The 11,795-nt window shown below is 67.6% G+C and carries 12 protein-coding genes; 9 read left to right on the top strand and 3 right to left on the bottom strand.

Going from position 1 to position 11,795, the window contains the following annotated elements; genetic code table 11:
* Positions 1–3: 3 nt before the first annotated feature.
* Both MRBLAR12_RS02455 and MRBLAR12_RS02450 read right to left on the bottom strand, forming a co-directional pair.
* Positions 4–816: an ABC transporter permease gene (locus MRBLAR12_RS02455; RefSeq protein WP_364743272.1), complete on the bottom strand. Its 813-nt coding sequence runs from the start codon at positions 814–816 to the stop codon at positions 4–6.
* Entirely contained in the window at positions 813–1,781 is a 969-nt protein-coding gene (locus tag MRBLAR12_RS02450) for an ABC transporter ATP-binding protein (RefSeq protein ID WP_229992625.1), read from the bottom strand. The genes MRBLAR12_RS02455 and MRBLAR12_RS02450 overlap by 4 nt, the downstream gene beginning before the upstream one ends.
* Positions 1,782–1,887: 106 nt before the next feature.
* Here MRBLAR12_RS02450 and MRBLAR12_RS02445 point away from each other — a divergent pair, with 106 nt between their 5' ends.
* The 7 genes from MRBLAR12_RS02445 to MRBLAR12_RS02415 all read left to right on the top strand — a co-directional run bounded on the left by MRBLAR12_RS02445 (position 1,888) and on the right by MRBLAR12_RS02415 (position 7,963).
* The gene (locus MRBLAR12_RS02445) at positions 1,888–2,754 is read left to right on the top strand and encodes a helix-turn-helix transcriptional regulator (RefSeq protein ID WP_414645445.1); all 867 of its coding nucleotides are present in this window, start codon (positions 1,888–1,890) and stop codon (positions 2,752–2,754) included.
* On the top strand, positions 2,754–4,217 hold the full coding sequence (gene sufB / locus MRBLAR12_RS02440; RefSeq protein WP_229992623.1) for a Fe-S cluster assembly protein SufB: 1,464 nt from the start codon (positions 2,754–2,756) through the stop codon (positions 4,215–4,217). Before MRBLAR12_RS02445 ends, sufB begins: the two co-directional genes overlap by 1 nt.
* Entirely contained in the window at positions 4,217–5,503 is a 1,287-nt protein-coding gene (gene sufD / locus MRBLAR12_RS02435; protein ID WP_229992622.1) for a Fe-S cluster assembly protein SufD, read from the top strand. The genes sufB and sufD overlap by 1 nt, the downstream gene beginning before the upstream one ends.
* 31 nt (positions 5,504–5,534) lie before the next feature.
* Entirely contained in the window at positions 5,535–5,894 is a 360-nt protein-coding gene (locus MRBLAR12_RS02430) for a non-heme iron oxygenase ferredoxin subunit (RefSeq protein WP_090577778.1), read from the top strand.
* An 89-nt stretch (positions 5,895–5,983) separates the two neighbouring features.
* Entirely contained in the window at positions 5,984–6,781 is a 798-nt protein-coding gene (gene sufC / locus MRBLAR12_RS02425; RefSeq protein ID WP_229992621.1) for a Fe-S cluster assembly ATPase SufC, read from the top strand.
* Positions 6,782–6,794: 13 nt separating this feature from the next.
* The gene (locus MRBLAR12_RS02420; RefSeq protein ID WP_056434018.1) at positions 6,795–7,127 is read left to right on the top strand and encodes a metal-sulfur cluster assembly factor; all 333 of its coding nucleotides are present in this window, start codon (positions 6,795–6,797) and stop codon (positions 7,125–7,127) included.
* 236 nt (positions 7,128–7,363) lie between these two features.
* Entirely contained in the window at positions 7,364–7,963 is a 600-nt protein-coding gene (locus tag MRBLAR12_RS02415; protein ID WP_364743264.1) for a hypothetical protein, read from the top strand.
* A 45-nt stretch (positions 7,964–8,008) separates the two neighbouring features.
* Here MRBLAR12_RS02415 and ypfJ read toward each other — a convergent pair whose 3' ends face one another.
* Positions 8,009–8,896, bottom strand: a complete 888-nt coding sequence (ypfJ, locus tag MRBLAR12_RS02410; protein ID WP_229992619.1) for a KPN_02809 family neutral zinc metallopeptidase — start codon at positions 8,894–8,896, stop codon at positions 8,009–8,011.
* A 58-nt stretch (positions 8,897–8,954) separates the two neighbouring features.
* On the opposite strand from ypfJ, the gene MRBLAR12_RS02405 reads away from it, so the two are divergent.
* Positions 8,955–10,421, top strand: a complete 1,467-nt coding sequence (locus MRBLAR12_RS02405) for a class I adenylate-forming enzyme family protein (protein ID WP_364743261.1) — start codon at positions 8,955–8,957, stop codon at positions 10,419–10,421.
* Positions 10,422–10,455: 34 nt separating this feature from the next.
* On the top strand, positions 10,456–11,664 hold the full coding sequence (locus MRBLAR12_RS02400; RefSeq protein ID WP_364743742.1) for a thiolase family protein: 1,209 nt from the start codon (positions 10,456–10,458) through the stop codon (positions 11,662–11,664).
* Positions 11,665–11,795 lie beyond the last annotated feature (131 nt).

Raw genomic sequence — 11,795 nt, 5'->3', positions numbered from 1 at the left:
TTCTCAATTCCACTTGAACCAACGGGTTGCTGCGCCGCCGGCGATCGCCGTCCAGAGCAGCAGGACAAGCACGGAAGCACCATTGACGGTGCCGTACAGGAAAGCATCCCTCAGCGCCTGGCCCAGCGCGCCGGAGGGGAGGAAGTGCACCACGGCCTGCGCCAGCGCAGGGAGCCGTTCGGCCGGGATGACGATCCCGCCCAGGGCGCCGAGGAGGATCCAGAGGAGGTTGGTGATGGCCAGGGTTGCCTCCGGCCGGACCGTCCCGGCGACCAGGAGCCCGAGTGCCGTGAAGGCAGCGGCTCCGAGGACCAGGATGGCCAACCCGGGCAGCCAGCCCGCGGGGTTGGGCTGCCAGCCGAGCAGGAGGGCCACCGCCGTCACGACAAGTACCTGCAGGAACAGCACGGCCAGGACGGCCAGGACCTTCCCCGCAATCAGTCCCGTGCGGCCCAGGGGAGTGGTGGAAAGAAAGCGCAGGACGCCGTAGCGGCGGTCGAAGCCAGTGGAGATGCCCTGCCCCGTGAAGGCAGTGGACATGGCGCATAGGGCCAGGATGCCGGGCACGGCAACGTTGATGCGGCTCGAACCGAGTCCGTCCAGCAATGGCGTCACGGTTAGGCCGACCATGGCCAGCAGCGGCAGCACGATCGCGAGGATCAGCTGCTCGCCGTTCCTGAGCATGGTGATGGTTTCGTATTTCCCCTGCAGCAGGATGCGGCGCAGCAAGGAAGCCGGGGCGCTGCCATGGACCGTCTGGGGCGCGCTGCCGCGTCGTGCGCTCTCCAGCGGGGCGCCACCTGTTACGCGGGTCATCGGATCTCCCTTCCGGAGATGTCCAGGAAGACGTCCTCGAGGCTGCGGGCTTCAAGGCTCAGGGAGCTGGGCATGATCCCGCGCACGGCCCACCATGCGGTGATCGCGGCGAGGTCGGCGGGTGTCAGGGCGCCGGTTGCGGCGTAGCTGCCTGCCCGCGCCTCGGTGATGTCGACGCCGTCGGGCAGCACGCCGGTGAAGTCCAGGCCGGGCTCGGTTTCGAACAGCAGGGTGCGGATGTGCTGGGATGCGTCGCCGGCGGGCAGCTGGTGCCGCAGGAGCTCGGCGACCGTTCCTTCGGCGACGTTGCGGCCGGCGTCGATGATGTAAACATAGTCCGCGAGGCGCTGGGCGTCGTCCATCAGGTGCGTCGTGAGGATGATGCCCATGCCGCTGTTGCGCAGTTCGGAGATCAGGTCGAAGACCATTTGTCGGGACTGCGGGTCCAGGCCCGCGCTCGGCTCGTCGAGGAACAGAACCTCCGGATTGCCGACCAGGGCCGCGGCCAGGGCGAGGCGCTGCTTCTGCCCACCGGACAGGCGCCGCACATTGGTGCGGCTGAACGAGTCAATCCCCAGCCGTCCGATCAGCTCATCTACCGGCCACGGGTCCTGGTACATGCCGGCAATGTGCCGCAGCAGGGGGATGGGCCGGGCTGACGGTGGCAGGCCGCCGTCCTGCAGCATGACCCCCACGCGTGCGCGAAGCCCGGCGCCGGCCGAATCCGGGTCCTGGCCCAGTAGGCTGATGGCGCCGGCAGTACGCTTTTGCAGCCCCTGGGCGCATTCAATGGTGGTGGTTTTGCCGGCGCCGTTGGCGCCGAGCAGGGCCGTGACCTGGCCGCGTTCGGCAATGAGGGAAAGGCCGCTGACCACGCGCAGCATCTTGCCGTCGAGGGTGGGCAGTGGACCAACATCCTTGACAAGCCCGTTGATTGTCAGAACGGGGGATTCGGGAGATCGCACCACAGCATTCTACGCGATGTAGTACGTCGTCTCCCCGGAGGGGCAGGGCCCGCAGGCAAGCCATGCCTTACTGGAATGCCGGAGTAAATTACGACATGATTGTGTTGTGTATTCCATGAGTTCCTCTGCGTCCGCAGCCCCGACCGGGCGCGGCACCGCGCGCGTCGGGTCCGCCCGGGCACACGTGGCGGCTGTTCCCGACGTCGTTCCCGCCGCCGGCAGCCACACCCACGACGCTGAAGAGCGCACGCGTGACCGTGTCCTGAACGCGGTGCTGGAGCATGGACCCATCAGCGCAGCCGAACTCGGCGACCTCCTGGGCTTCACCCCGGCTGCCGTGCGCCGCCACCTCGACCACCTCGCGCGCAGCGGAGTGATTGAGGTCAAGCGCGTTGCCCGCGCCGGTGCCGGCGCCGGACGGCCCGCCCGCCGCTACGTCCTGAGCTCCCAGGGCCAGTCGACCCTGGGCAACGACTATCTCGACATCGCCTCCGTCGCGCTGCGCCGCCTGGAAGAGGCGGCCGGTCCCGAGGCGGTGCGGCAGTTCGCCGTCGAGCGGTTCGCCGACATGGAGCGCCGCTACGCACCCGAGATCGAGCAGGCCGGACCGGACATCACGGCCCGCGCCCAGGCTCTCTCCGAGGCGCTGAGCCGCGACGGTTTCGTGGCCTCGGCGCAGTCGCTCGAAGCCAAGGCGCCGCTTCCGGCCGCGCTCTCCAGCGTTCAGCTCTGCCAGGGGCACTGCCCCATCCAGCACCTGGCGGCCCAGTTCCCCGTGTTCTGCGACGTGGAGACCGAAGTGTTCGCCCGGCTGGTCGGCGTCGATGTGCGCCGGCTCTCCACCCTGGCGCGCGGCGGGCACGTTTGCACCACCCACATACCTACGGGCCGTCCGGCCGCCGTCAGGACTTCCAGTCCCGCAGCCCCGGTCAACCCGGACGAAGTATCCAACCATCTCCAAGAAAGGCCGTGATGACGGACCAACTATCAGAGAAGAAGGTTGCTGGCTCTACTGTGATTTCGGAGATTCTGGAAAAGAATCCCGAGCTCCACGGAATCGGCACCTATGAATACGGCTGGGCCGACAAGAACGACGTCGGGGCCAACGCCCGCCGCGGCATCGATGAAGACGTTGTCCGCGACATTTCGGCCAAGAAGAACGAGCCAGAGTGGATGCTGGACCTCCGCCTCAAGGGCCTGAAGTACTTCGACCGCAAGCCCATGCCCACCTGGGGCGCGGACCTGTCCGGCATCGACTTCGACAACATCAAGTACTTCGTGCGCTCCACCGAGAAGCAGGCCGCAACCTGGGAAGACCTCCCCGAGGACATCCGGAACACGTACGAGAAGCTGGGCATCCCGGAAGCCGAGCGCAGCCGCCTCGTCTCCGGCGTCGCCGCCCAGTACGAGTCTGAGGTTGTCTACCACCAGATCCGCGAGGACCTGGAACAGCAGGGCGTCATCTTCCTGGACACAGACACCGCGCTGCGCGAACACCCGGAGATCTTCCAGGAGTACTTCGGCACCATCATCCCGGTGGGCGACAACAAGTTCGCCTCGCTGAACACGGCCGTCTGGTCCGGCGGATCCTTCGTGTACGTGCCCAAGGGCGTCCACGTGGACATCCCGCTGCAGGCCTACTTCCGCATCAACACGGAAAACATGGGCCAGTTCGAGCGCACGCTGATCATCGCGGACGAGGACTCCTACGTCCACTACATCGAAGGCTGCACCGCGCCGATCTACACCTCGGACTCGCTGCACTCCGCCGTCGTGGAAATCATCGTGAAGAAGGGCGCCCGCGTCCGCTACACGACCATCCAGAACTGGTCCACGAACGTGTACAACCTGGTGACCAAGCGCGCCATCTGCGAAGAGGGCGCCACGATGGAGTGGATCGATGGCAACATCGGCTCCAAGGTCACCATGAAGTACCCGGCCGTCTACCTCGTGGGCGAAGGCGCCAAGGGCGAAACCCTGTCCATCGCGTTCGCTGGCGAAGGCCAGCACCAGGACACCGGCTCCAAGATGGTCCACATCGCGCCCAACACCAAGAGCTCGATCATCTCCAAGTCCGTGGCCCGCGGCGGCGGCCGCGCTGCCTACCGCGGCCTGGTCCAGGTCCGCGAAGGCGCCAAGCACTCGGCCAACACGGTCCGCTGTGACGCCCTCCTGGTGGACACCATCAGCCGCTCGGACACCTACCCGTACATCGACATCCGCGAGGACGACGTCACCATGGGCCACGAGGCCACGGTCTCGCGCGTCAGCGAAGAGCAGCTGTTCTACCTGATGTCCCGCGGCATGCGCGAAGACGAGGCCATGGCGATGATCGTCCGCGGCTTCATCGAGCCGATTGCCCGCGAACTGCCGATGGAATACGCCCTCGAGCTAAACCGACTGATTGAACTGCAGATGGAAGGATCGGTCGGTTAATGACTGACATCACTACTGAAAAGGCCCGCATCGGCGCGCCCTCAGCCCAGCCGTTCATCAACGGTTTCACCGAGGAAGGCGAAAGCCTTTCACCCCTGAACGCAGCGGAGTCCAAAGCGCCGCTGGCCGGCGAAGCCGTCAAGCGCCACTCGCACGGCGGCGGTGTCGGCATTCCGGACAGCTCACGCGCCGGCCGCCTGACCTCCTACAAGCTGGCGGATTTCAAGCCGCTGACCGGCATGGAAGAAGACTGGCGGTTCACCCCGCTCAAGCGCCTCCGCGGCCTGCACACCGAGGTCCTGGGCGGTGCCGCGCCGGCCGTGAGCATCACCGCTCCGGACAGCGTCAGGGTTGAGACCGTCGGCCGCGACGACCGCCGGATCGGCTCCGCCGCCATCCCCGAGGACCGCGTCTCCGCGAACGCCTGGGAGAACTTCGCCGAGGCCACCGTCATCACCGTCCCGTCCGAGGTCCAGGTGGACGGCGAGGTCAGCGTCCTGCTGACCGGGCAGGGCACCGAGGCTTCCGCACAGCACATCGTGATCGTCGCGGAAAAGTTCTCCAAGTCGGTCGTCGTCCTGGACCACCAGGGCACCGCCGTCGTCTCGGAAAACGTCGAAATCCTCGTTGAGGACGGCGCGCAGCTGACCGTCATCTCGCTCCAGGAATGGAACGACGACGCCGTGCACGCCTCCTCCCAGCAGGTCAAGCTCGGCCGCGACGCCAAATTCAAGCACATTGTTGTCAGCCTCGGCGGCGACCTCGTGCGCGTCACGCCCTCGGCCCGCTTCACCGCCCCGGGCGCCGAAGTGGAACTGTTTGGCCTGTACTTCGCCGACGCCGGCCAGCACCTCGAGCAGCGCCTGTTCGTGGACCACGCCGTGGCCAACTGCAAGTCCAACGTCCTGTACAAGGGCGCCCTGCAGGGCCGTAACGCGCACACCGTGTGGGTGGGTGACGTTTTGATCCGCAAGGAAGCAGAAGGCACCGACACCTACGAGGCCAACCGCAACCTGGTCCTGACCGACGGTGCCCGCGCCGATTCCGTGCCGAACCTTGAGATCGAAACCGGCCTGATCGCCGGCGCCGGACACGCCAGCGCCACCGGACGGTTTGACGACCAGCACCTGTTCTACCTGATGGCCCGTGGCATCCCTGAAGACGTGGCCCGCCGCCTGGTGGTCCGCGGGTTCCTGAACGAGATCATCCAGAAGATCAACGTTCCGGCCATCGAAGAGCGCCTCACGGAAGCCGTCGAGCGCGAACTCGCGGCAACGAACCACTAGTGCGCAGCACTAGAGAACACGGAACACATCAATGACTGAACAGCCAAAGGGCGAGCTAGTCTGCAACGCCAGCGAGATCCAACTCAAGCAGGCGCTGCGGATCCTGATCGACGACTACCCCGTAGCGATCGTGAAGGACTCGATGGGGGAGATCCACGCGATCGGCGACACCTGCTCGCACGCGGACATCTCTCTCTCCGAAGGAGAGGTTGAAGGCTGCAAGATCGAGTGCTGGGGCCACGGTTCCCAGTTCGACCTGCGCACCGGCGAGCCGCTCCAGCTGCCAGCCTATGATCCTGTTCCCGTGTTTGCCGTGACCGTCCTGGATGACGAGGTCTACGTGGACTTCACCAACGTCCTGAACGGCGCCGAGGCTCCAAACTTCAGCTAGCTGCCTGCAGCCTGCAACTCGCACAAGAAAACTTATCGCCAAGAAAACGCACAGTGCCGGAGGGCACGGTGCAGAGGAGAACAAGACATATGTCGACTCTTGAGATCAAGGACCTGCACGTCAGCATTGACACCGAGCAGGGCACCAAGGAAATCCTGAAGGGCGTCAGCCTGACCATCAGGACCGGCGAGACGCATGCCATCATGGGCCCGAACGGTTCCGGCAAGTCCACGCTGGCGTCCACCATCGCCGGGCACCCGCGTTACAACGTCACCTCCGGCACCATCACGCTCGACGGTGAGGACGTCCTCGCGATGACCGTTGACGAGCGCGCCCGCGCCGGCCTGTTCCTTGCCATGCAGTACCCGGTGGAGGTCCCGGGCGTCAGCATGACCAACTTCCTGCGCACCGCCAAGACCGCGATCGACGGCGAAGCGCCCAAGCTGCGCACCTGGACCAAGGACGTCAAAGAGGCCATGGCGCAGCTGCGCATCGACGCCGACTTCACCCAGCGCAACGTCAACGAAGGCTTCTCCGGCGGCGAGAAGAAGCGCGTCGAGATCCTCCAGCTGGAGCTCTTCAAGCCGAAGTTCGCCATCCTCGACGAGACCGACTCCGGCCTCGACGTCGACGCGCTGAAGGTTGTCTCCGAGGGCGTCAACCGCGCCCACGGCGAAGGCAACATGGGCACCCTGCTCATCACGCACTACACCCGGATCCTGCGCTACATCAAGCCGGACTTCGTGCACGTGTTCGTCGATGGCCAGGTTGTGGAAGAGGGCGGCCCGGAGCTCGCCGACCGCCTCGAAGACGAAGGCTACGACCGCTACGCCACCGGCGCAGGGGCGGCCACCATCGCTGCCGCCTCGGCTGCAGCCCAGGCGTAGTTAGGACTCCGCGATGACCGAACTCAATGTGGCCCGCACGGGCCTCGAGGATGTCGAAGAGGCGCTCAAGGATGTGATCGACCCGGAACTCGGGGTCAACATCGTTGATCTGGGCCTGCTGTACGGTCTGAAGTACTCAGACGACGACGGCGCCCTGCTGATCGACATGACGCTCACCACCGCCGCCTGCCCGCTCACCGATGTCATCGAGGAGCAGGTCGGCAAGGCCCTGGACGGGGTCGTCGATGAATGGCGGCTCAACTGGGTGTGGATGCCGCCATGGGGTCCGGAACGGATCACCGAGGACGGCCGCGACCAGATGCGCGCCCTGGGCTTCAACATCTAGGTCCCCACCGCCTCCCTAGCCTCGCTTCGCTCGGCCAGGGAACCCTCGGCGGCGGAGGCCCCTAATTACGACGACGGCGGCCCCACCTCACCGAGGCGGGGCCGCCGTCGTCGTCCTATCCGGCGTTCCCTGATGGCCGTTCCCTTATCGCCCCGGCGGTGGTCTGATAAAGACAACCAATCCACAGGGCCACAGGCTTTGGACCGGGCACACTGTCGAACAGGAGGCACACCGGAATGGATGCCACCCCACCACCACGGCCGTCCGGTGCGGGCGGGGACTTTGTGGTTGTTGAGGACAGCGGCGAGTTCTCCTACTACCGCTCCCGGGATGCCCTCCTGGCCGACTTCGAATATGTCGGCGAGGCTCCGTGCATCATTGACCGCAGCGCCACCACGTACCGGCTCGAGCTGGACCAGAACCGCCACCTGCGCATGGGGCCGCCCCTGGGATCCGTGGAATTCCATTGGCTTCGCCAGGCCCTGGCCGATGCCCGCGACGTTCATCCGGAGGGGCACCGGCTGCAACGCGCCGATACGGCCGGGCTCGCCGGGCTCGTCGCCGGACTGTTCGAGACTCTGCAGCTGGAACGCGGAACGGATGCTGAGCTGGGGCTTTGGAGCCTGGACATCGACGGGCTAGCGACGCGGCGCAACGCACTGGCCGACGTCGACCGCCTCCTGGCCGGGAACGACCGGCTGGAGGCAGTCCTGGTGACCGATCCGTTCGGGCACGAGTACCGCCCGGTTTGGCACCCGAAGCACCGGCACCTGGGCCACGCCGGATTCCTTAGCTACGTCGAAGTCCCGATCCGGCGCCGGCCGCGGCGCGGATGAGGCCCCGGCGGGTGGGGACGGGGCTTTGGTACTACAGGGGTGGGACTACGGGGTTGCCACCGCAAACGTGTCGCACTTGTTGATGTCCCCGGTGGTGTAGCCCTGGTAGAACCACTTCTGCCGCTGGGCGCTTGACCCGTGGGTCCATGCCTCGGGTGAAACGCGGCCCGTGGCGGCCTTCTGGATGCGGTCGTCGCCCACGGCCGAGGCAGCCGACAGGGCATCCCGGATGTCCTGGTCCGTGAAGGGTTCGAGGTAGGGCTGGCCGGTCTTGGGGTCCGGCTGCGTCGTCGCGTAGTGGGCCCACAGCCCCGCGTAGCAGTCGGCCTGCAGCTCAACCCGGACCCCCCCGGAGCCGGGGCCCTGGGGATCCTGCTGAGCACGGTCGAGGTCTCCGAGCACGTTCTGGATGTGGTGGCCGAATTCGTGGGCCACCACATACTCCTGGGCCAGCGGCCCGCCGGACGAGCCGAACCGGTCCACGAGCTCCTGGAAGAACCCGGGGTCGAAGTACGCCGTCGTGTCGACGGGGCAGTAGAACGGTCCTACGTCAGAAGTGGCGGCGCCACAGCCCGTATTGGTTCCGCCGGTGAAGATTACGGCGTCGGGCCGCGGGTATTTCGTGTTGTACTGGGCCAGATAGGCCGGCCAGAAGGCGTTCAGGCTGTTGACCGTGCCGGTAATCCTGCAGTCGAGGCGGGCGTCGGCGTCGGCGCCGGTCTGGCAGGCGGGGGCAGAGCCTTGGCTCTGTGACTGGGGGTCCTGGACGGTGCCGGCCAGGCCCTCGAGAAGCTGGGGATTGATGCCGAAGAGGGCTGCCAGCAGCAGGATGATGCCGCCGCCGATCCCGCCGCCAATCATAGGGCCGCGGCCCATTCCGCGGCGATCCTGGACCTGTGACGGATCCAGCGGGGCGTTGTCGTTAAAGCTCATGGAGTCACAATATCCCGCACAGGCCGCTGGGGCGTCCGGCAACAGTAAAGTTGGTTCGATGCCTTTTCTCGACAGACTCCAGCGCTGGGCCGACGACCGTCCCGACGAAACAGCCGTCGTCGTGGCCGGAGGGCACCTCAGCTGGTCCGGTCTGCGGGACCAGGCAGCGGCGCTGGTGCAAACGGCGCCTGCCATCACCGTGCTCTCCGAACAAAATTCAACCCGCTTCGCCGTAGCGTTCGCGGCGGCCGTCGCTGGTCAGCGGCAGTGCGCCGTGTTGGACCCCGCCTGGCCGCAGCAACTGCAGGACGGCATCACCGCCCGCATCTCCGGGATGGAAACGGGGCTTCCGGATCCGGGCCGTGGGGATCCCGGCCGTGCGGATCCGGGCTCGGCGCTGCCGGCGTGGCAGGGGACTGGGCTGGGCACTGGGCTTGTTGACGGGCCGGCAGACACCTCGTTCCTGATCGGCCTGACCTCCGGCACCACCTCGGTGCCCAAGGCGTTCACCCGCTCGCGGCGGTCCTGGCAGGAGTCCTTCGAGGCCTCCATTGAATTCTTCGGGTTGACGCAGGACGACAAAACTCTGGCCCCCGGCCCGCTCGCGGCAAGCCTGAACCTCTATGCCCTCGCCGAATGCCTGTACGCCGGCGCGGAGTTCCACAGCCTGGACCATTTCGACGTCGGCGCCGCCCACGCTGCCGTCAGCCACGACGGCATCACCCGCCTGGTCCTGGTGCCCACCATGCTCCGGCTGCTCAGCGAACGCGGCCTGGCCGGCGGGGTCGATGCCTCCGGCGTCCGCAGCATCATCTGCGCCGGTTCCAAGCTGGACGCCCGGACACTGGAAGCGGCCCGTCGCTGGGCACCCAACGCCACCATTTTCGAATACTACGGCGCGTCCGAACTCAGCTTCGTCTCGGGCGCCGGGCTGCGTCCGGGTGACCCCGCTGAGCCGGGCGGGACCGGCATTGGGAAGCCGTTTCCCGGCGTCGACATCCGCATCCTGAACGATCGCGGCACCGAACTCCCCGACGGCAGCGATGGCAACATCTGCGTCCGCAGCGGCATGGTCAGCAACGGCTACCTGTGGGGTGACGACGGCCAGGCGCTGCGCTGTTTCGACGGCTGGTACACCGTGGGCGACCAGGGGTACCTCTCCGGCGGGACCCTGCACATGCTGGGCCGTCGCTCCGACATGATCATCACCGCCGCCACTAACGTCTACCCGCACGAGGTCGAGATGGCGCTGGCCTCCGTCCCCGGCGTCGCGGCGGCCGTGGCAGCAGGCATGACCGATGATCTTCGCGGCCAGCGCGTCGTGGCCGGCGTGGTGCCCTCGCACGGGGCGGTCACCGCCATGCAGCTGAGGTCCGGGATCGACGACGTGCTGGCACGGAACAAGCGCCCCCTGGAGTACTTCGCGCTGACGGAGCTGCCCCTGACGGACCGGGGCAAGATCAGCCGGCAGCTGCTGCTCGACTGGATAGCCCGGAACGATCCCAGGATCCGGCGCCTTGGCTGAGCCGCGCGCGGGCACGGGGCCGGCTCCGCTCGGGCTGCCCTTCCCCGGACCGTCATTGCCCCGGCGGCTGCCGGAGGACCGGCAGCCGGTGATCATCGCCGCGCGCCGTACGCCGCTCTGCCGGGCCAACGGGGCCCTGAAGAAGCTGCGCGCCCACGAACTCCTGGCTCCGGTGCTCCGCAGCCTGCTCGCCGATGCCGGCGCCGGCACCGCCCCGGAGTCCGTGACCGACGTCGTGATCGGCAACGCCGTGGGCGGCGGCGGAAACGTGGCCCGACTCGCCGCGCTGGAGGCCGGCCTGCCCGTCACCGTCCCCGGCGTCACGGTGGACCGGCAATGCGGCTCCGGTCTGGACGCGATCGTCCTGGCCTCCCGGCTGGTCGCGGCGGGCGGCGGCGGCCTGTACCTTGCAGGCGGTGTGGAGAGCATCAGCACGGCTCCGCTCCGGGCCCACCGCAACGACGATGGCAGCCCGGACTATTACAGCCGGGCCCAGTTCGCGCCACTGAGCCTCGGTGATCCCGACATGGGCGTCGCGGCCGAGAACGTCGCCGCCCGCTTCGGCATCAGCCGGGAACGCCAGGACGCCTTCGCGCTCCGCAGCCACCACCGTGCCCTGGCCGCCGCCGCTGCCGGAAAGTTCGGCGGCGAGATCGTGCCCCTCGCTGCGGGCCCCGGGGCGGCCGCTGAAGCCGACGACGGTCCACGGCCCAGTCTTGGCCCGGCCCTGATGGCCCGATTCCCGCCCGTGTTTGCCAGCGCCGGCACGGTGACGGCCGGGAACTCGTGCTTCGACGCCGACGGCGCGGCCGGCGTGGTCATTACGTCCATGGAACGTGCCCGTCAGCTGGGCGCCGCGGACGGGTTGCTGGTGCTGGGAACCGACACCGCCGGGGTGGCGCCGCAGCTCCTGGGCATCGGCGCGGCCGCAGCAGCCGAACGGCTCCTCGCGGCACACGGCCTGACGGCCGCCGACCTGGGCCTCGTGGAGTTCAATGAGGCCTTCGCCGCCCAGACGCTCGCCTGCTTTGACCAATTGGGCATCGACCCGGAACAGGCCAACCTCGACGGCGGGGCGCTGGCTCTCGGTCACGCCTATGGAGCCTCGGGTGCGGTGCTGGTCACCCGGCTGCTGGCACAGGCGCGCAGGTCCGCGGAGCCGGGCCAGCTGGCCCTGGCGATGATCAGCATCGCCGGCGGCATGGGCACGGCCGCGCTGCTGGGGTACTCGCGCCTCACCTGATCCTCCAGGGGACATGCCCATTCTTCGCCGCGCACGGTGGACATATGGGCCACATGTCCACTGGCTGCGGGCAGGGGAGGGCATGCCCATCTGCTGGGTGCGGGCATGCCCTGCCGTGGCACCGGAGTAGG

Source organism: Arthrobacter sp. LAR12-1-1.1, from assembly GCF_040676555.1.
In the GTDB taxonomy this organism is placed as follows: Bacteria; Actinomycetota; Actinomycetes; order Actinomycetales; family Micrococcaceae; genus Arthrobacter.
The sequence above is the reverse complement of the archived record's forward strand: the minus strand, read 5'-3'. Positions and strand labels throughout refer to the sequence as shown.

What these genes read in the sequence shown, in the direction of transcription:
- sufD (WP_229992622.1), top strand. Translation starts at nt 4,217, where the DNA reads ATGACTGACATCACTACTGAAAAGGCCCGCATCGGCGCGCCCTCAGCC.
- MRBLAR12_RS02455 (WP_364743272.1), bottom strand. Translation starts at nt 816, where the DNA reads ATGACCCGCGTAACAGGTGGCGCCCCGCTGGAGAGCGCACGACGCGGC.
- sufC (WP_229992621.1), top strand. Translation starts at nt 5,984, where the DNA reads ATGTCGACTCTTGAGATCAAGGACCTGCACGTCAGCATTGACACCGAG.
- ypfJ (WP_229992619.1), bottom strand. Translation starts at nt 8,896, where the DNA reads ATGAGCTTTAACGACAACGCCCCGCTGGATCCGTCACAGGTCCAGGAT.
- sufB (WP_229992623.1), top strand. Translation starts at nt 2,754, where the DNA reads ATGACGGACCAACTATCAGAGAAGAAGGTTGCTGGCTCTACTGTGATT.
- MRBLAR12_RS02405 (WP_364743261.1), top strand. Translation starts at nt 8,955, where the DNA reads ATGCCTTTTCTCGACAGACTCCAGCGCTGGGCCGACGACCGTCCCGAC.
- MRBLAR12_RS02415 (WP_364743264.1), top strand. Translation starts at nt 7,364, where the DNA reads ATGGATGCCACCCCACCACCACGGCCGTCCGGTGCGGGCGGGGACTTT.
- MRBLAR12_RS02420 (WP_056434018.1), top strand. Translation starts at nt 6,795, where the DNA reads ATGACCGAACTCAATGTGGCCCGCACGGGCCTCGAGGATGTCGAAGAG.
- MRBLAR12_RS02430 (WP_090577778.1), top strand. Translation starts at nt 5,535, where the DNA reads ATGACTGAACAGCCAAAGGGCGAGCTAGTCTGCAACGCCAGCGAGATC.